This window comes from Streptomyces sp. M-16 (assembly GCF_052114405.1).
Taxonomy (GTDB): Bacteria; Actinomycetota; Actinomycetes; order Streptomycetales; family Streptomycetaceae; genus Streptomyces.
The window spans coordinates 45,344-63,927 of the sequence record NZ_JBFRER010000006.1 but is presented as its reverse complement, the minus strand read 5'-3'; the positions used below and the strand labels follow the sequence as shown (position 1 = coordinate 63,927).

Below are 18,584 nucleotides of genomic sequence, written 5' to 3'. Positions count from 1 at the left end.
GGAATCCGATGCGCCCCGACCCGCCCCGCCACCTGCCCCCTCCGGCCGAGGCGCACCACGATGTTCCTGCCCGCCAGGGCCTCCGGGGGACATATGCCGTACCCATTCCTATAATGAGAGGAAAGCCTCGCGCTGGCCTGCCGATGCATCGCGCCGCGGAGGGTCCCATGGTCGGTTTCACGGTGCACCTCGACGAGAACGCGGGGCCCGCGTCCACGCATGCGCTCGTCATCGGGATCGGGGCGTACACGCACCTGGACGGCGGGGCCTCGCCGACGACCCATCCGGGCGCGACGGGCATGCGGCAGTTGACCTCGCCACCCCTCTCGGCGCGCCGGTTCGCCACCTGGATGATCGGCAGGTACCACGACGGGGGCAGACCGCTCGCGAGCCTGGCGCTCCTGCTCGGCGAGGAGGTACCCGGCCCCTTCGTCCATCCGCGGACCGGTGCGGAGCACGCCGTCGAAGCCGCGACCATCGACAACATCGTGGCCGCCGTCCTGGAGTGGAAGGACCGCGGCGACCACGACCAGGCCAGGCTGGTCTTCTACTTCTGTGGCCACGGCGTCTCGCTGGGGTTCGACACCTCCCTCCTGGCCGCGGACATGTTCGCCGACCTCAACAGTCCGATGAACGGCGCCCTGCACTTCGAAGGGCTGAAGAGGGGGCTCAACAGCTGCCGGGCCGGCCAGCAGGTCTTCTTCGTGGACGCCTGCCGGGCCGGTTCCGACGCGCTCGGCAGGACCGTGGGCGCAACCTCGCTCGGGCGGGTCCCGATCGACGGCAACGAGATGTTCCGGCCCCAAGGGTTCGTGCCGCGCGAGCACGCCGTCATCTACGCGACCCTGCACGGCGAGGAGACGTTCGGGCGGGCCGGCGAGGCCAGCCTGTTCACCTCCGCGCTGCTGCAGAGCGTGGAGGGCGCCGCGAGCGAGAACACCGAAGGCCGCGTGTGGCGGGTGACCACGGGCACCCTGACGCACGCGATCGGCCACTTCATGAGGGAGCCCGCGTTCGCCGGTTCCCTCACGAACGCGGCCGTACCCGTCACCTCCGAGTCGTTCGACTTCGTCTTCCACGAGCTGCCGGGCGACCCGATCGTCCCGGTGTACATCGGCTGCGTCCCGGAGACGGACAACGCGCTCGCCGACTTCGCCTGCCGGCACCCCGGGCAGGACGACCGGCGGCGCCCGCCCCCCGCCGCCGGCGACGAACCCGACCTCACCGAGTGGTCCCTGCTCCTGCCGTTCGGGCAGTACGAGGTCGAGGCCGTCCTCGGCCCCGGAGACGTACGCAGGGACGAACTCGACGCCCGCCCGCCCCTGTTCCACCTCCGATTGGCCCGGCCGTGAGCGCCGTACTCGCCCTCAGGCTGCTCCTCGCGCCCGGCGGGGAGCGCAACGACGCCGTGATCGTCGGGGACATCCGCTCGGCCGACCTCACGGGCTCGTCCCGGCACGACGTCCTCATCCCCTGCGGCAGTTCACCGAGCCCCACGCCCTACCCGGTGGCACCGGGGCGCTACGTCGTGTCGGCGTCCCTGCCCTCCGGGCTGGTGCTCACACAGAGCGCCGTGGCGGTGGAGGGCCGGGAGACCCCGGTGGACTTCGCCATGACGGACTCGCCCTACGAGACGCACGCCTGGCAGTACCTCATGGGCAACATCGAGCCGGGCGGGGTCTACCACGGCGCGGCCCGGAGCCCGCTCGCGGAGTCGGTCGCCTCGCGCCCCCTGGTCGCCGCCGCCCCCCGCCCGGACGGCGCCGGACCCGGGGGAGCCGTCGACCTGGCCGCCCTCGCCACCTGGATCGGCGACTGCGCGCCCGCACGCTGGTCCTTCGCGTCGATCCTGGACCTGGCACAGGCCCCGCCGGGCACCTCGGTCGCCGGATCCATCGGCTCGGGCGGACCCCGCGTCCTGCCGGCGCCCTTCGACGCCGGAGGAGCCGTCACGCCGCTGTACCGGTTCGGTCCGAACGGCCCCGTCGGGGCTCCCGGCGGGCCGGTCGGCGAGCGGCAGTTCCTCGTCGTGGAGGCCGCCGGGTCCGTACGGCTGGTCACCCTGCCCCTGCCGTGGGGCGATGCCGAGGCCGAGGTGCTGGTGAACCTCCGGCAGAGCCCGACCGGCAGCGCCGTCTCCGTGTCCGTGCGCGACGCCGACGTCGGCGCGGGGCTCGCGTACCTGGCCCAGGGCGCCCTGGACACCGCGGCGCGGCTCTTCACCGACGTCGAGGCGATGCTCGACTCCGAGCCCGGCAACCCCCTCGCGGCGGCGGCCGGGTGCTACGTCCTCATCGGCACCGACCACACGCCGGGCGAGACGCGCTGGGACCCCTGGCTGGAGCGGCTGGCCGACGGGTTCCCCTGGCTCGCCGACGGGGCGATCCTGCGGGCGGTACGCCTGCTGCGCCGGCCCTCCGGGGACCGGCGGGACGTGCGGCGGGGCCGGGACGGGCTGATCGAGGCCTTCGACCGCGGCATCCCCTTCTACACGCTCGGGCTCTCCTGGCTCGCCGACGGGCTCGCGGCATTCCCCGAGGACCCCGAGTGCGCACGCCGCCTCGACGAGGCGCGCCGGCTCTCCTGGCTGGCCGACACGCGCGAGCCGTTCCTGATCCTCGACCTGCGGCAAAGGAGGACGTGATGATCCGGCTCAGGATGCTGCCCGCGGAGGACGGCGACTGCCTGCTCCTCGAATACGGCAACGCCGACTTCACCCGGCGGGTCCTCGTCGACGGCGGACGCCACGACACCTACAAGCGGATCAAGCCCCTCCTCGCCGGTCTGGACCGCACGATCGACGTGCTCGTGGTGACCCATGTCGACCAGGACCACATCCTCGGCGTGCTGTCGCTGCTCGAAGACGCGCAGGAGCCGGTGGAGCTCGGGGACGTGTGGTTCAACGGCTTCGACCACCTCCACGACCGCGACGTCTTCGGCGCGGTGGAAGGAGAGATGCTCACGACCACGCTCATGACCCGGCACCTGCCGTGGAACAAGGCGTTCCAGGGGCGCAGCATCGAGGTCGGCCATCCGCTGACCTGGTTCGACGACGGCTCCACGATGGAGGTGCTGGCGCCGGACCGCGGTCTGCTGGAGGCGCTGATCCCGATGTGGGAGACGAAGTGCGCGCAGGCCGGCCTGATCCCGGGAGTCGACCCTCAGGAGAGGCATCCGGTGCCCGGCATCGAACACTTCGGGGCGGTCGACGTCGCCGCACTGGCCGCCGCGCCGTTCGAACGCGACGGCTCCGCGACGAACCGCACCAGCATCGGCCTGCTCTTCTCGTTCGAGGGCACCCGGATCGTCCTCACCGGCGACGCGGACGACCGGCGCCTGGCGGCCTCGCTCCGCCCGCGCGCCGAGGCCGAGGGCGGGCGCCTGCGGATCGACGCCCTGAAGGTCGCCCACCACGGCAGCGCCCACAACATCTCGAACGAGTTCCTCGGCCTCCTCGACTGCGGCCGCTATCTGATCTCCACGAACGGAAAGATCCACGGACACCCGGACGACATCGCCGTCGCCCGCATCCTCCAGCACGGCGGGGAAGCGAAGGACCTGGTCTTCAACTACCGCGAACGGGCGGCGAACTGGGACCTGGCCGCCCTCAAGGACGAGTTCGGGTACCGGGTGGTCGAACCGGCCGCGGCGGACGAGGACGGCTTCGTCACCGTGGAGTTCTGACCGGCGCGGGCGGGCGCTCCTTCGACGGCCTAGGGGAGGTCGGCGGGGAGGGTGAAGTGGGTGCCCCGGGCGGCGGCGTCGACGTGGACGACGTGACGGCCCACGCGGACGGTCTGGGTGCCGGCCGCGGTCCAGGAGCCGTCGGGGCCGTCGCTGTCGGGCAGGGGCGTCCAGACTTCCAGGAAGGTGCTGCCGTCGAGGTTGGTGCCGGTTTCGATCATGCGGGTGCCCTCGGGCCGCAGGGTTCCGATGTCGTGGCCGGGGGAGCCCACGTCGTGGTGGAAGGTGACCTGCTCGCCGTCGTAGGAGGTGCTCCCGGCGAAGCCGCGGCTGTCCGCGTACAGGGCGCCGCTCTGGAGCCAGACGACGTGCCCGGTCTCTTCGAGCGGGCCACCGTCACGGCTGATTCCGGCGCGGAGCCACGCGCCACGGGTCGGTGCGTCCATGGGGCCATGGTGGCAGAGGTCCTGCCGTGCGCCACACGGCGGCCGAATCGCCGTCGACGGGCAGGGGGCCGGCCGCCCGGGGCCCGGTCCTGGTCGGACCGGTTGTACGACCCCGTAAGTATCTTGACGTCGAGATTAATCTCGGGCAGGCTGACCGCCGTCGGGTATCTCGACATCGAGATACTTTTGCTGAGGATACGGGGCTCGGGATGTGGCGGGGCGGGGACGGCCGGGGGAGCGGGAAGAGCCGGCGGGGCCGGCGGGGCTGGCGGGGCGGAGAGGGCGGCGGGCCGGGCCGGCGGGGTGGAGAAGCCGGGCCGGGCCGGCGGGGTGGGCCCGGCCTGTTGGCGCAGCTGCGCCGGCCGCCGGGGGGCCGCCCCGCACGGATCATGCTGCTCGCCCTGTTGCTGGACCGGACCGGCTCGGGAGTGTGGGCCGCGGCCTCCGTCCTGTACTTCACCTTCGTCGTCGGGCTGGACGCCGGGCAGTTGGGCCTGCTGCTCGGCACGGCCGGAGTGGCGGGCATCGCCGGCTCGCCGCTCGCCGGCCACCTGGCCGGCCGGTTCCCGGTGCGCTCGCTGCTGATCGGCTGTCATCTGCTCCGCTTGGCGACCCTGTGCGCGCTGCTCGTCGTCACCCGCTTCGAAGCGCTGCTGCTCGTGGTCGCCCTGACCAACCTGGGCGACCGGGCGGCCAAGACGCTGGAGATGCTCTTCGCCACCCGGGTCGCGGGCGAACGGCGCGCCACCTACCAGGCCTTGTCGCGCAGTTCGGCGAACGCCGGTTACGCGCTCGGCGCGGGCCTCGCCGCGATCGGCCTCGCGGTGGGCAGCCGCGAGGCCTACCAGGTCCTGATCCTCGCCAACGCCCTGTCCTTCGTAGCGGCCGCCACGCTGGTGTGGCGCACCGGGGAGGCGGGCGGCCGCCCGCTGGTGCGGGCCCGCACGGGCGGCCCGGCCGGTCAGGCCGGCCAGGAGGGGCGGGAGGGACCGTACGGACCGACCGGGCGGCTGCAGCCCGGACCGAGCCCTTGGCGGGACCGCGGATACCTGCGGTTCGTCCTGCTGGACATGCCGATGAACCTGGACGACTCGGTCCTCAACGTGGGGCTGCCGCTGTGGCTGGTCCACCACACGGACGCACCCCACGCGCTGGTCCCGGCCTTCCTCGTGATCAACACCGTGCTCGTCGTCGTCCTGCAACTGCGGGTCTCCGCCAGGGTCGAGGCGCCGCGCCAGGCGGCGGCCGCGGTCCGCCTGTACGGGCTGACGATGTTCGCCTCCTGCGCCCTGCTCGTGCTGTCGACGGGAGGCGGGGCCTGGACCGCCTCGGTCGTCCTCCTGGCGGTGGCGGTCCTGGTCACCCTGGCGGAGCTGGTGCGGTCGGTGAGCTCCTGGGAGCTGGCGGTGTCCCTTGCGCCCCAGGAGGCGCGGGCGTCCTACCTGGGGGTGGCGGGCATGGCCCAGTCGGTACAGAAGTCCGCCGGGCCGCCGCTGCTGACGGGCGCCGTGATGGCGGCCGGACCCGTGGGATGGCTCGTCCTCGGAACGGCGGTCGCGGGCCTGTCCGTCGTACAACGGCGCTACAGCCTGCTACGGCTGGACGCCCTGGACGCCCCGCCGGCCCGGACCGTAGCGACCCCGGCCACCGGACACGGGCCCGGGGTGGGCCTCGTGGAACCCGATGGCGGGACCGGCCGGGCCGGATCCGGCCGGAGCTGATGCGGGAATTCGCCCGGCACCTCGTGCAGATGTTCTCGGATCCCCGCGGTTGACGGCCCGTCGCCGCTGCGGACCACCACGGCCGACGCGCCCTGCAGCGAGTCGGGCCCTTCGAGGCCCATGCCACGCACCAGCTCCTGCATCAGCAGCTCGAACATCGGCTCCTGGTCGGAGAAGAGAGGGGCGAAGTGCCCGAAGACCTCCAGCGCGATCTGGCCGTAGAGCGACCGCCAGCAGCCCACCATCGCGCCGCGGGAAGGTCCACCCCGGTGTCCGCCCGGTAGTCCGGCATCTGCTGCCGCGGGCGCGGATCCATCTCGTCCTCGGCGAGAACGGGGAACGGGCGGTCCGCCCACAGCTGCGCGACGACCAGACCCCAGAGGCCGGCGAGCCGCCGCACCCAGGAGCTGGTCAGCTCGCGGTGCGCGTCACCGGCAGCCGTGGCCGGTGTGCCGAACAGCAGGTTGAATTCGGGCTGGTGCGCTATGGCCCAATGCCGCAGCACACGCACCGGCTCGATCATCCGCATCGCGAAATTGTCCGCGGGACGGGAGAGGGCCGCGGCCTGGAGCTCGTTCACCAGATCGCAGCCGTCTCGCGTCGCGCAGGGCGAATACGGGAGGGGCAGCCGGAGGAGCCTCCCTTTCGTGACCTCTGGGTTCCGGTGTCCCGCCCCTGTCATTCTTCCGGGGGACGGTTCATCGCTCGGGTATGAGCCGGCCGAGGCCGGGGGTCGTCCTGCCGGGCGACGCGAGACCGGCACGCCCGCAGGCAGCATCGGGACATGACGACAACCGACATGCCCGGTGCTTCCGCCGCTGCCCCGGTCTGGGCCCGCCGTGCCGCCCATGCCATCGCCCTGTGCGCCCTCCCGTCCGGCTTATGGCGCATCGCCATGGCGTCCGGGGTCTACGTCGGCTACAGCGACGAGGTCCTGCGGGACGTCTACGCCATCCCGGGGTGGGGCATCGCGTACGTCGTCGGTCTGTCCGTCCTCGCCGAACTGGCCGCCCTCTTCCCGCTCCTGCTCGTGAGCGACCGGCAGCGGCTGCTGCGCTCCAGGACTCTTGCCGCAGTGGCCTGCACAGCCGCAGCGGTCCTGGTCGCGGTGACGCTGTGGCAGGTGGTGGTCGCGCTGACCGTCGAGAGCCACACGTACCTGTCGAACGGTCCGGCCCGGGTCGTCTGGGCCTGCTTCTTCGCCCCGCTCGCCGCCATACCCGTGCTGATGACGGCCGTGACCTCCTCGTACATGAAGCGCCGCCGCGGAATCCGGTGACGGGCGGCCGCCCGCTCCCCGGGCGGACGAGGCCCACACCGGCGCGTGACCGGTGCGGCCCGCCCCCCGACCCGGCCTCTCGGAGAGCGTTCGCGGGGAGGTATTTCAGCATTCGCGCCCCACCCCCGCCCCACGCTCGCTACCGTTTGCCGTCACCGCAGGAGCCGATGCGGGCGGGTGATCGGGGGAACGGCGATGGCCGCATTACATCCGGGTCTGCGTGCCGCGGTCCGTCAGGCGATGTCGGATCCGGAGGGACCCGTGCCGTGGTCGTCCGACACGCGTGACAGTGTGCTGGCCGCCCGGACGCACTACAACGTCGCCATGACGCTCTACGACGTGCGTGACCGGCTGACGCCGGACCAGACGGGCGCGGCCGCAGACCTCGCTTTCGACGAGGTCTACTTGGCCGCCTGCTACTACCTCGCCCGGTCCCGCCACCTGCCCGAGGAACAGCGCGAGTGGAACGTGAATGCCACCCGGTTCCTCTTCGACGTCGTGCACGCGGTCCGGCCCGAGCTCGTGCCCGAGGACCTGCGCGAGCTGCACGAGCGGGATCCGCAGGGAGTGGCCCCCGCGTACGAGATCGTGCACGCCGTGGGCGTCGCCCTGTTCCTGGGCAGCGTGGAGGAGGGCCACAAGGAAGGCATCACCGCGTCCACCGTGTGCCTCCTCTGGGCGCGGCAGGAGGCCGAGGGCACGCCGTCCGAGCCCTACATCACCTTCAACGTGGGCTCGGCCGCACTGGCGATGGCCGGTGTCGCCGGCGAGCCCCGGAAGTACCGGCGGGTTGGGCTCGACCACATGCGCCGGGCCCTCGCCTCCCTGCCCGACGGCGACCCCGCCCGTGCCGGGATGCTGGCCGGGCTCAGGCAGGCGCTGGCCGAAGAGCCGCCCGCCGTGCATCCCGACGACAGCCCGGAAGCCGAGGTCAGCGCATACATGCGGGACGGCAGCCGGGAGCGGCTCGACCGGGCCGTCGACACGCTGCGCGCGGCCGTCGACGCGCCCCGGACCGAAGAGCCGCACCGCAGCCGGCGCCGCGCCGAACTGGGGCAGGTACTGCGGATGCGCTTCGAGCTCACCGGTGAGATCGCCGATCTCGAGGCATCGATCGCCGTCCTTGAGACCGTCCTCGGGACCGCCGTCGAGAACGCGGCGCTGGACGACGAGACGCTTGCCGCGACTTCCTCCTTCCTGGGCCTGGCCCGCCTGGACCGGTACCAGACCTTCGGGCAGGCCGCCGACCTCGAAGCCGCCGCGGAAGCCGTCCACCATCCCGCCGTCGCACGGGCGGCCGCCTCTGCCCACCACGCCCAGCGGCTCACCAACCGGGCCGCCGTCCTGACCGCACGGTTCGGTCGCCACCACGACCTCGCCGACATCACGCAGGCCATCGACGACCTGACGTTCGCGGTGTCGGCCACACCACCGTCCCAGCACGACCACCCCGTGATGGCGATCAAACTGGCCGTGGCCCTGCTGGAGCGCGGGACGCACACCGAGGAGCCCGGCGACCTCCGCGCGGCCGAGAGGCTGCTCAGGCCGCTTGCCGGGGACCCTTCGGACGCCGGCCCCCACCAGCTGATGGCCCGGCTGGAACTGGGGCACGTCCTGCACGCACGGGCCCGGCTGCTGGGTGACGTCAAGGACCTGGCCGATGCGGTCGACCAGTACGAGGTCACCGCGCTGGCGCCCGCCCAGGACATCCGCAGTCGGCTGCACTGCGCCGCCCTGTGGGGCATGGGAGCCGCCGAACTGGGCGCCCTGGAACGGTCCCGCACCGCCTTCGACCTGGCGCTGAGCGATCTCGTGCCCAAGCTGACAGGCCGTGCGCTCGGCCGTGAGTCGCAGGAAGCACGGTTGCGCGAGCTGCCTTCCCTCGCCACCGTGGCCGCGGCGGTATCGATCAGGGCCGGAGAGGTGCAGGAGGCCCTCGTCCGGCTGGAACAGGGGCGTGGCGTCCTGCTGGCCCAGGCGCTGGAGCTGCGTGGCCGGCACGACGACCTCAGGGTTGCGGACTCCGGGCTCGCCGACCGCTTCGAGCGGGTCTGCGCCGAGCTGGTGGCATCACACCGCAGCCCGCAGCAGCGCCGGAGGTCGGCGGGCGACTTCGACTCCCTGGTGGAGGAGATCCGGGCCCTGACCAACTTCGAGCATTTCCAACGGCCGCCCGCCTGGGAGAAGTTGCGCGACGCGGCGGCGCAGGGGCCGGTCGTCGTGATCAATGTGTCACCGCAGGCCTGCTTCGCCCTGCTGCTGACTCCCTCCACCGACGGTCCGGGGACCCTGGAACACCTGCCACTGCAGGTCACGGCGGACGACATCGCCGCCCGTGCCGAGACCTTCCGCACCGCCGTCGCCGCGCTCGTCGACCGGGCGACCCCCGGCCCGGACCGCTACCTGCAGGACCGCGCCATGAAGGACACCCTGCGATGGCTGGGCGTACACATCGCCGGCCCCGTCCTCGACCGCCTGGGCCTCGGCCGGAACCCGCTCCCCGGCGAGCCCCTGCCACGGCTGTGGTGGTGCCCGACGGGAGTGCTGTCCCTGCTGCCGCTGCACGCAGCCCTCCTCGACCAGGACGGCGCGTACGTCCAGGACCGGGTCGTCTCCTCGTACGTCCCGACCCTCGGCTCCCTGCTGCACGCGCGCTCCCGGCCGGCCCCGTCCCCCGACCGGGCCTCGCTCCTGACCGTCGCCGTCGACGCCGCCGGCCAGGCGTACCCACGCCTGGCAGCCCTGGACGACGAGCTGACGGCGGCGAGCCACATGCCGGGGCGCCGACAGCGGCTGCGGGACACCGAGGCCACACCCGACGCCGTGCTCGCCGCGCTGCGCACGCACACCCACGCGCACCTGGCCTGTCACGGCGTACGGGACCCGGGCGACCCCTCGCACAGCCGGCTCCTGCTGTCCGGCGGCGAGCTGACCCTGCGCGAGCTGGCCACCGAGCGGCTGCCGAACGCGGAGTTCGCCTACCTGTCCGCCTGCCACAGCGCGGCCGCCGGGGAGGAGCTGGCCGACGAAGTCATCTCCGTGGCATCCGCGTTCCAGCTGTGCGGCTACCGGCACGTGATCGGAAGCCTGTGGACGGTCCAGGACGCCATGGGGCCGCTCCTGGCCCGCGCGGTCTACCGCAACCTCGCGGCACCGGACGGCCCCGGTCCGGCGTACGCCCTGCACCGGGCGGTCGCCGAGCTGCGCGCCCACGGCGACTACGACGACCCGCTGTTCTGGGCGTCGGTCATCCACAGCGGACCGTAACGACGAGACGAAGGGGGGAAGGGCCATGGAGGAGGACCGTTCGCTGCGCGCGGCATTCTGCGCGGCGATGTCATGGTTGGACGACGTCATGGCGTCCGAAGGCCGGGGTGACGAACTCCGCTCCGCCGCGCGGGCCGTCCGCGCCGGTACGACGACCGTACGGCAGGCGATCGCCGGACTGGGCGTCCCGGAGCACGTGCTGACCGGCGCCACGGGCACGACGCGCGGGGAGGGCGGGGGCGACGTTCCCGGACTGGTGCCGCATCCCGCCGGTGAGGCGTACCTGTGCCCCGACGGATGGTGCGGCCTGAGGGAGATCCGGCAGCCGGGCGGTGCGGTACCGGCCGGCGGGCGCTGCCGGCTGCGGGACCAGCCGCTGCGCGTCCTGGAGGCGTGAGCCGGTGCCCCCCGTACTCGACCAACTCGGGGAGAAACTGGCCGAGAAGTGGGTGTCCGCCCTGGCGCTGCCCGGGCTGCTCCTCGTCGGGGCGAGCGCCTGCGCCGCCGTGCTCGGCCAGGGTCGTGCCCTCGACGCCGGTCTCCTGATCGAGGAGGCCGGACACTGGGCGACGACCGTGGCGCACTGGCCGGTCGTGGGTCAGGTCGCGGCGGTGGCGGTGACCCTCCTCGTGGCCGTGGCCATGGGGATGTTCGTCCGCGTGTGCAGCGACGGCGCCGTACGGGTCTGGACGGGGGACTGGCCGCGACCGGCCCGCCGGCTGGCCCGGCGGGCGACCGCACGCCGGGCCGGGCTCTGGGGAGACCTGCAGCGGCAGATCGACGGGATCCGCCGCGACAACCCACCGTACGACCGCGACGACGCGCAACTGCGGCAGATCACGGACCTCACCGCCCGCCGTGACCGGACGGGGCTCTCCTCACCGGCCCGGCCCACGTACACCGGCGACCGGTTCGCCGGGGTGGAGAGCCGCCTGCGGGGCCAGTACGGCATCGACTTGGCCGCCTGCTGGCCCGGGCTGTGGCTGGTGCTGCCGGAGGAGGTCAGGGCGGAGCTGCGGTCCACGCGGGCCCGGTTCGATGCCGAGGTGGCCGGATCGGTGTGGGCCGGCTGCTACCTGGTGCTCGGCTGCTTCTGGTGGCCGGCCGCCGTGGGGGGCGTCGCCGCCGGCCTCGTCGCCTGGCGGCGCGGCCGCCGGGCGGCCGCGGTGCACGCCGGGCTGGTGGAGGCCGCCGTCGACGTCCACCTGCGGAAACTGGCCGAGGAGGTGGGCATCGCCCTGCCCCCGGGCCCCACCTGGGAGCCCGGCGCGGGCCTCCTCATCAACCGCTTGTTCCGCAAGGGCGCATAGCCGGCCGCCGTGCACGCGGATACCGGTGTCGGGCCGCGCGGGCAGCGGCCCTTTCGCCGGTGAGGCGCTGATGGCCGAGCGGCCCGCGGGCTCAGGCGAGGGCGGTGACCAGCAGGGTGAAGGCGGCGATGATCACGGCGACCCGGACGTAGTGGAAGCGGTCCCAGTGGTTCATCTGCTGCTTCCAGTCGGCCGGCAGGCCGTCGGCGGTCCACGTCTTGACCCGGTTGTTGATCGGGACGAGCAGCAGGATCGACATGACCACACTGAGGACCAGCAACGCGGCGGCGGTGACGACCAGGCCGGCGCCGTGGTGGTCACGTCCGGCGACGGCCCAGACCGCGGCGAGGACGAGCGAGCCGATGTACCAGAACGGCATCACGGCGCCGAGCAGCCGGGCCCCGTGGGTGCGGCCGCGCAGGCCGTTGTCCCCGGGGAGGCCGTTGAGGATCGGGTTGACGAAGAAGGCGACGGAGAACTCCACTCCCACCATGACGCCGACGGCCACGGTGGTGAAGACCTCAAGTGCACGGAGCATGATGACCCCTCCTGGGATCTAGCGTTGCTAGATGATGAGTCAACGCTAGCGCTACTGCCGCTCGTATGTCTAGCGGTGCTAGGATCGAATCATGTCGGTACAGGAACGCAAGGAGCGCGAACGGGCGGGCCGCGAGCGCCTCATCTTGGCGACGGCCCGTGAACTCGCCGAGCAGCAGGGCTGGGACGCGGTCACCACCCGCCGACTCGCCGAGCGCATCGAGTACAGCCAGCCCGTCCTCTACAGCCACTTCCGCGGCAAGCGCGAGATCATCGGTGCCGTCGCCCTCGAAGGCGCCGCCGAGATGGCCGCGGCGCTGCGGGCCGCGGCCTCCGCATCGGCCTCCGCATCGGCCTCCGCCACGGACGGCCCGCGCGCCCGGGTCACCTCCCTCGCCCGCGCCTACCTGGGCTTCGCCGAACGGAACCCGGCGGTCTACGACGCCATGTTCCAGCTCGACGGCGGCCTGGCGTTCGCGACGGAGGACACCCCGGAGCCTCTGAAGGATGCCTTCGCCGCCCTGCTGGAGCGCCTCGGCGAGGTCGCCGGCGACGGCGTCAACCCGGCGTTGTTCACCGAGGTGTTCTGGGCGGCCCTGCACGGGCTGGCGACCCTGACCCGGGCGGGACGGCTGCCGCCGGGTGACGCCGAGCGGAGGGTGGAGTTGCTGGTGGACCGGCTCGCCATGATCTGACGCACCGTCCGGGCGCTCCGGCGGCCAGGCTCTCGCGGCCCGGCTGCCGGCCCACTGCACCGGTTCCGGCCCCTCCCACCTGCCCGCCCGCCCGGCGCAGCCGCAGAACCCCCGGCTCCGCACCCTGACGGGGCACCCGCCTCGGGGGCAACGTTCCAAGGCGCCGTCGAAGCCACGGATGCCTCGGCCGCACCGTCGCGCTACGGGTTGACCGGCTTTGTCACCGTCACGGGCTTCCTGCCATGCCACGCTCCCGCGCACCGAGAGCCAGCTCTGCACGTGGTTGGGCACCGGCTCTCCGGCCCGTGGGGTGACTGCCGACGGCGTGACCGCCTGGAGCACGGGGCCGGCGGCAACGAGAAACCAGGGCACTGGACCTCTAGGCGCCGTGTACCGCACGGCCCGGCGCCCAAGGCTCGGCCACCGATGGGTGGAGCAGGGCGAGGCCGGCCACCCGACAGGGCTGTCGGGTGGCCGGCGGCCCCGTCCTTGGTGAGGTCAGGTGGTGCGGCGGCGCCAGGGCCTGTCGTAGGTGCCCCCGCAGGAAAGGCAGGAAGCGGTGTAGAGGGCGCTGGCAGGGGTCATTTGCGGGGCGGGCTCCGCCGGGTGGGTCTCGCCCAGGATGACCGCGGTCAGCTGCGGCTCCGTGCAGGAGCACCGGCTGCCCGTCGGACGCGGCCGGCCTGGGCGGGGCTTCCGGGGCGCGGGCACCACCGCCGTGTCCGCCGTGCCCGCCGCAGCTGTGGGCGCCGCCGGGAGGTGCTCCATCCGCCAGCCGCCGACGGGGACCTTGCGGCGGCGGGTGTTGCGGTCGAAACGCTGCTGCTCGGCGGCGGTTTCGAACAGCAGCAGCATCCCCGCCAGCAGCCGGAACGCCTCTCCTCGTACGAGTCGGGACACCGGGGAGAGCACGGCGGCCGGGATGCCGTCCGGGCCTATCAGGGGTGTCCCACCGCCCCACCGCAACTCGGCAGTGCTCATCCCGACCGTCACCGGGACCTGGTGTTCACGGGCCAGGTACCGGATCGCCTCCTCCACGCCCGGCCGGCGCATCAGCTTCTCTTGCAGCGCCCGCCCGGTGGGGCCGAGCTCCGTCCGGCGTGCGTACGCCTCGGCGGACGCCGCCCGCTCCAGCGCGGCCCGGCGCGAGGCGGCGTTCTTCCGGTGGATGTCGGCCCGCCTGCGCGCCGCCTTCTCCAGGAACCGTGCCCGCTCCTCCACGTCCTTGCGCTGCCGCTCCTCTTCCTGCCACAGGTAGACCTCCTCGGCGGCGATGTACTGCGGCGCCGTCCAGACCTGGGCGAGCTGGCGCTGCGGATAGCGCAGCCGCACCTGCGGGGGGTGCGGGCCGATCCGGCAGGTGAACACCCAGCGCAGGAATTCGGCGAGGGGCACCTGAGGGGCCGGCTCCCAGGCGGCACCGGTGAACTTCACCAGGCCCTCGGCGACCGCGATGCCACCCTCCGCGGCGACCAGCCGGACCGAGGGGACCGCGCCGAGCCAGGGCGGGCGGGGCCGGTCGCTGAACCAGCAGCAGGTCACGCCATGCGCATCCATCCGCTCCGTGCGGCCTGTGATCTCCGCTGCGGTGATCGGAGAGAGCTGGGCTTCCAGGGCCATGCGCCACGTTCCGGCCGGATCGGCGGCCAGCACGTCGGCCCGCCAGGAGCCGTCCGGTGCCCGGACCTCCAACTCGGCGTGTGCTCCGGCCTGTCGGGCCGCGCTGGCCAGCTCCAGCTTGAGGAGGTGATGGGCCTCGGACTCGCCCTGGCGGGCGATCTCGCAGTCGGGGGCGTGCGGCGCGTGCGCGAAGAACCGCAGGCCCCGCTCGGAGGTCTTCGCGTACATAGAATGCCCGCACTCGGCACAGGAGATCGGCGCGGCCGGCCTGACCTTCCACACCGCCTCCCACGCCTGCCCGCACCCCAGATCCGGCAGGTGGGCGAACACGGTTCCCCACTCGGCGTGCACGGCCCGGAACGCCATCCGCCCTCCCCCCATCGGTGATCACTTCAGAGTTTCGCGGCCTGCACTGACAGCCGGTAGCGCCGGTTTCGGACGAGCGGCCCGGAAATGGACCGGGCACTTCCTGAGCTGTGCGGTAACGCCGGCCGTTGGGGCATTCCGGCATGCCGGCGTCCCCGCTCGCGGCATCGTCGTAGCCGAGGGCCGGGACCCGGGGCGGGGGAGTTCGTCGGCCGGTTGCGGGAGGGGCCTGTTGCGGGAGGGGCCTGTTGCGGGAGCGGCCGAAGGGTCGGCTCAAAGGCCGCGGATGGCCTCGGCCAGGTCGGGGCCGTAGGAGGACCAGCAGGCGACCGACCCGTCGGTGTCCAGTTGCCCCATGTACCACTCTCCGGCGTGGAGCACGAGGCACAGGTCGTGGAAGCCGAGGATGACCTCAGGCTGGAGGGTCGTGTAGTCGCTCCGGCCGGGACCCTCGACGACTACGAGCCTGTCGAGGGAGAGCGGCGTGGCGCTTCGATCGTGCGAGAGAGCGCGGATCTGCTCGATCGTCCATCCGGTGGGGAGGTGTGAGGTCACTGTCGCATTATCTCAACTGGATCCCGCTCAAAGCCACTTATCGATGACTGCGATCGGCACTGTTGCCTCGGAGCGGACCAGCGCGACGCGGACACCTCCGCCGCGCGCCGACGACTGGAGGGCTGAGTGCGCGAGYGCGCGAGTGCCGGCGATCTCGCCTGTGCGCTTGACGCGTTCTCCGCATCAGGAGTCGTCTTCGCCGCGTGGTCGCCGTGCCAGTTGCGCAGAGCCGTCTTGCCGCAGGCGGCCCGTGAGTGGCCGAAGGCTGTCGGCTCGCGGCCCTCCTGACGATGATGGAGGGCCGCGCCGTCATGCGGTCAGGAGGACTGGGTCGGCCGTGTGGCGCCGGGTACCGGGCCGACGAAGGCCGGGTTGTCTTGCCAGGCGGGTTCCATGGGCTGGATGTCGACAACCGTCACGCCGGTGCCGGGCCGCTGCTCGCCGATCAGTTCGCCGCGGTGCTGGATGACGAACGGGACGGTGAGGCGTTCGGCGTAGACGGCGTCGTTGACGTAGACGTCCTCGGTGTAGTCGTAGCGGGCCGAGGACCAGCACGCTTCGCATCCGGCTTCGGGCTTGCCCTCGTACGTCCACCGCAGGGTGACCCGATAGGTGATGGGGTCGTTGCTGTCGGAACTGGAGGTGAAGACGAGCCTGCCACGGCCGGTGCGGTGGTCGGTGGCGCACATGCCGAGGGTGACGGTGCCGTACCCGGGGACGCTCTCGGGGGTGGGGAGCTGGGGGACGGGCTGAGTGCAGCCGGGTGCCGGGGTGACGCCGCCGGTGGGTCCCGTGGTGGGGGAGCCGCCTGGAGCGGGGGTGCTCGACGGAATGGCCGTGGGGGCGGTGGTCGGCATGACCGTGGGGCCGGTGGTCGGTGGGACGGACGGGACTCTGGTGGGGGAGACCGACGGCCCACTGGTGGGCGAGGCGGTGGGTACGGGGCCGGGGGCGTCGTCTGCGTTGACGGGCCCGGCGAATAAGGCGAGGACGGCGGCCGCGCAGGTGGCGACGGCGGCGGCCGGTATCAGCTTGCGGTGCACGGGTTCCATTCGGGTGGGTATGTCACCCGCCCCGGGCGGGGCGGGGAGATCTCGGTCTGCGGGCCTGCTGTTCCGGAGTGGTGATGGGCGCCACTGAATCTTTCATGGATCGGTGACGAGGGCATTGACCAGGTTGCCGGGCACGCAGCCGGTGGGGGAGGCAGCCGGCCTGGCCGGTGGCCCGGCTCCGGGCGCCGAGCCCGTACCGTGAGGGTGGCGCGGGCACCGGAACGCGGCCGGCGCGCTGCGTGCGCGGATCGGCCAGGGCGTCGCCACCGCACTGGGCTCGATTTTCGGCGCGTTCATGACCACGACCTACGCCCAGAACGTCGGCCTGGTCGCGCCCAGCCGGATCCGCAGCCGCTACGTGGTCACCTGCTGCGGCACGATCCTGATGCTGAGGGGCTTCGTACCGGTACTCGCCTCATGTCGCCCCGGTGCCCTGCCGTCCTGGGCGGCGCGGGAGTGGTCTTCTTCGGACGCACGCGGGCCCGCTACCCGGATGGTCCGGAGGATCTTCAACCATCAGGCGCAACACCTGACCTCGGACAGCGGCCGACCGGGGCACGCGTGACCAGGGTGCTCCTGTCCGCCGACGAGGCGGCCGACGTGCGCTACCTCGACTATTCCCTCGTTGGCTTGGGGACCGACATCGAGTGCCTGATCGGCAACGCGCCGACCATGGGACGCCGGGCCCAGCAGTCCAGTCGCACCGAGCTCTCGGCGCCTCGAATGAACCTTGGAGGAGGCTCCGTGCGGCTTCGCTCGATTCGGCCATGGGCCGGGGTCAGGAGGCCTGGCGGGTCGGGGAGTCCGGGTGGGGCCGCATCAGCAGCAGGTCCTCGCCCCAGGCGTCCAGCACCGCCGCGTGGCCGGCGGCGCGGGCATCCGCCTCGACCCGGGCGAAGAGCCGCTGCTGCGGCGCCACTTCGCCGGTCGCGGTGATCCGGGCGACGGTGTTCAGCAGCGCGGCGCTCTCCCAGCCGGGCAGCGGGAACCGGTCCAGCTCCCAGGCCAGGTACTTGTTGTAGGGACGCGGTCGGCGGTCCAGGGCGAAGAGCAGATCGAGCAGGAATCCGACGCTGACGGCCGCGTCGAGGTGGCCGGCGAGCGGGTTGCCATCGCGGCGGTTCTTGACCGAGCGGTAGAGAGAGTTGGCGTAGGCATCCAGCAGGGCGGCGCCGGAGCGGAACGCCTCCTCGGCGCCGAGCCGTCCCATCGCGGCGACGATCCGGGTGACCTCCCCGTCGCGTCGGTCGACCAGCACCCTGGAGCGCGCGATGGCGTACCGCTCCCAGTCCGGGGGCCGACGGAACCGATCGAGGGTGGTGACGACCAGGTCGAGCTGCGCGGAGCGGTAGCCGTCGAGGGCAGCCGGCTCGCTCGCCGCGTCGTCGGCGAGGATGACGTAGAGGTCGTGGTCGGAGTGACGGGTGGTCATGCCGTCGTGGGCCCGGGAGCCCTTGAGGACGAGCCCGACGACGGCCGGGTCGGCCGTCGCACCGGCCATGAAGGCCGCGAAGTCCAGGGTCATGTCAGGTCCTTGCGCATCAGCGTGCACATCGTCTCGTACCGCTGGAGCGAGCCGTCCTCGGCCTCCGTGTCCCAGGAGTCGAGCTCGCGGCCGAAGGCCCGATAGCCCAGGCGTTCGTAGAGGGCGCGGGCGCGCGGGTTGCCCTCCTCGACGCCGAGTTCGGCGCGGGTCAGGCCCCGGGCGCCGATCCGCTGCTCGGCGGAGCGGATCAGCAGCGTGCCGATCCCGCAGGACTGCAGGGCCGGATGGACGCTGAGTTGCCAGAGCGTGCCGGCGCCGGGCTTGACCGCGTAGTCGATGCCGCCCACCGCCACGGGGACCCCGACCGGCGTGCACACCGCCAGGTAGTCGATCTCGCCCGCCTCGGCGCGGCGGATCTGGTGGACGAGCTCGCGCACGTGCTTGGGGGAGCCGGCCCAGCCGCAGGCCGGCAGGTCCGCGTCGGTGAGGTCGCGCACCGACAGGTGCAGCCTGATCTCGGTCATCGCCGCATCCCTTCGAGTCCGACAGTGGCCGTCTCCCATTCC

At 72.9% G+C, this 18,584-nt stretch carries 17 protein-coding genes and 1 pseudogene; 10 read left to right on the top strand and 8 right to left on the bottom strand.

The window, feature by feature from the left end; translation table 11 throughout:
* Window positions 1-167 precede the first annotated feature (167 nt).
* The 3 genes from AB4039_RS04875 to AB4039_RS04865 are packed head-to-tail and all read left to right on the top strand — an operon-like array spanning window position 168 to window position 3,684.
* Window positions 168-1,352 carry a caspase family protein gene (locus AB4039_RS04875; RefSeq protein ID WP_442270075.1) on the top strand — a complete coding sequence of 395 codons (1,185 nt, stop codon included), beginning with the start codon at window positions 168-170 and terminating at the stop codon, window positions 1,350-1,352.
* Window positions 1,349-2,644 carry a hypothetical protein gene (locus AB4039_RS04870; protein WP_442270074.1) on the top strand — a complete coding sequence of 432 codons (1,296 nt, stop codon included), beginning with the start codon at window positions 1,349-1,351 and terminating at the stop codon, window positions 2,642-2,644. The genes AB4039_RS04875 and AB4039_RS04870 overlap by 4 nt, the downstream gene beginning before the upstream one ends.
* Window positions 2,644-3,684, top strand: coding sequence for a ComEC/Rec2 family competence protein (locus tag AB4039_RS04865; protein ID WP_442270073.1), 1,041 nt, complete (start codon window positions 2,644-2,646; stop codon window positions 3,682-3,684). Before AB4039_RS04870 ends, AB4039_RS04865 begins: the two co-directional genes overlap by 1 nt.
* Before the next feature lie 29 nt (window positions 3,685-3,713).
* On the opposite strand, the gene AB4039_RS04860 is transcribed toward AB4039_RS04865, so the two are convergent.
* A complete protein-coding gene (locus AB4039_RS04860) occupies window positions 3,714-4,130 on the bottom strand; it encodes a hypothetical protein (RefSeq protein ID WP_442270072.1) in 417 nt (138 codons plus the stop codon).
* A 344-nt stretch (window positions 4,131-4,474) separates the two neighbouring features.
* Here AB4039_RS04860 and AB4039_RS04855 point away from each other — a divergent pair, with 344 nt between their 5' ends.
* Window positions 4,475-5,851 carry an MFS transporter gene (locus tag AB4039_RS04855; protein ID WP_442270071.1) on the top strand — a complete coding sequence of 459 codons (1,377 nt, stop codon included), beginning with the start codon at window positions 4,475-4,477 and terminating at the stop codon, window positions 5,849-5,851.
* Between the two features lie 191 nt (window positions 5,852-6,042).
* Here the strand turns inward: AB4039_RS04855 and AB4039_RS04850 are convergent.
* Window positions 6,043-6,096 (bottom strand): annotated as a pseudogene (locus AB4039_RS04850) (hypothetical protein); the annotation flags it as partial.
* Between the two features lie 539 nt (window positions 6,097-6,635).
* Here AB4039_RS04850 and AB4039_RS04845 point away from each other — a divergent pair.
* The 4 genes from AB4039_RS04845 to AB4039_RS04830 all read left to right on the top strand — a co-directional run bounded on the left by AB4039_RS04845 (window position 6,636) and on the right by AB4039_RS04830 (window position 11,707).
* Window positions 6,636-7,130, top strand: a complete 495-nt coding sequence (locus AB4039_RS04845) for a hypothetical protein (protein ID WP_266845457.1) — start codon at window positions 6,636-6,638, stop codon at window positions 7,128-7,130.
* A gap of 324 nt (window positions 7,131-7,454) precedes the next feature.
* Complete coding sequence (locus AB4039_RS04840) at window positions 7,455-10,397, top strand: CHAT domain-containing protein (RefSeq protein WP_442270070.1); 2,943 nt, start codon at window positions 7,455-7,457, stop codon at window positions 10,395-10,397.
* A gap of 25 nt (window positions 10,398-10,422) precedes the next feature.
* The gene (locus AB4039_RS04835; protein WP_266845461.1) at window positions 10,423-10,794 is read left to right on the top strand and encodes a hypothetical protein; all 372 of its coding nucleotides are present in this window, start codon (window positions 10,423-10,425) and stop codon (window positions 10,792-10,794) included.
* A gap of 4 nt (window positions 10,795-10,798) precedes the next feature.
* Entirely contained in the window at window positions 10,799-11,707 is a 909-nt protein-coding gene (locus AB4039_RS04830; protein WP_442270069.1) for a hypothetical protein, read from the top strand.
* A gap of 91 nt (window positions 11,708-11,798) precedes the next feature.
* On the opposite strand, the gene AB4039_RS04825 is transcribed toward AB4039_RS04830, so the two are convergent.
* Window positions 11,799-12,245 carry a DUF1772 domain-containing protein gene (locus AB4039_RS04825; protein ID WP_266845465.1) on the bottom strand — a complete coding sequence of 149 codons (447 nt, stop codon included), beginning with the start codon at window positions 12,243-12,245 and terminating at the stop codon, window positions 11,799-11,801.
* 91 nt (window positions 12,246-12,336) lie between these two features.
* Between AB4039_RS04825 and AB4039_RS04820 the strand changes: the two genes are divergently transcribed.
* Window positions 12,337-12,939, top strand: a complete 603-nt coding sequence (locus AB4039_RS04820; RefSeq protein WP_266845466.1) for a TetR/AcrR family transcriptional regulator — start codon at window positions 12,337-12,339, stop codon at window positions 12,937-12,939.
* Window positions 12,940-13,437: 498 nt separating this feature from the next.
* On the opposite strand, the gene AB4039_RS04815 is transcribed toward AB4039_RS04820, so the two are convergent.
* From AB4039_RS04815 to AB4039_RS04805, 3 genes are all read right to left on the bottom strand, one after another.
* Window positions 13,438-14,925 carry a competence protein CoiA family protein gene (locus AB4039_RS04815; RefSeq protein ID WP_266845468.1) on the bottom strand — a complete coding sequence of 496 codons (1,488 nt, stop codon included), beginning with the start codon at window positions 14,923-14,925 and terminating at the stop codon, window positions 13,438-13,440.
* A 273-nt stretch (window positions 14,926-15,198) separates the two neighbouring features.
* Window positions 15,199-15,480, bottom strand: a complete 282-nt coding sequence (locus AB4039_RS04810) for a hypothetical protein (protein WP_051841385.1) — start codon at window positions 15,478-15,480, stop codon at window positions 15,199-15,201.
* Window positions 15,481-15,797: 317 nt separating this feature from the next.
* Window positions 15,798-16,532: a hypothetical protein gene (locus tag AB4039_RS04805; RefSeq protein ID WP_442270068.1), complete on the bottom strand. Its 735-nt coding sequence runs from the start codon at window positions 16,530-16,532 to the stop codon at window positions 15,798-15,800.
* Between the two features lie 235 nt (window positions 16,533-16,767).
* Here AB4039_RS04805 and AB4039_RS04800 point away from each other — a divergent pair, with 235 nt between their 5' ends.
* Window positions 16,768-17,097 (top strand): solute carrier family 23 protein, encoded by a 330-nt coding sequence (locus AB4039_RS04800; protein WP_442270115.1) that lies wholly within the window; start codon window positions 16,768-16,770, stop codon window positions 17,095-17,097.
* 213 nt (window positions 17,098-17,310) lie between these two features.
* Here AB4039_RS04800 and AB4039_RS04795 read toward each other — a convergent pair whose 3' ends face one another.
* Together AB4039_RS04795 and AB4039_RS04790 are read right to left on the bottom strand one after the other, a co-directional pair.
* Entirely contained in the window at window positions 17,311-18,057 is a 747-nt protein-coding gene (locus AB4039_RS04795) for a hypothetical protein (RefSeq protein WP_442270067.1), read from the bottom strand.
* The gene (locus AB4039_RS04790) at window positions 18,054-18,542 is read right to left on the bottom strand and encodes a GNAT family N-acetyltransferase (RefSeq protein WP_359929293.1); all 489 of its coding nucleotides are present in this window, start codon (window positions 18,540-18,542) and stop codon (window positions 18,054-18,056) included. Before AB4039_RS04790 ends, AB4039_RS04795 begins: the two co-directional genes overlap by 4 nt.
* Window positions 18,543-18,584 lie beyond the last annotated feature (42 nt).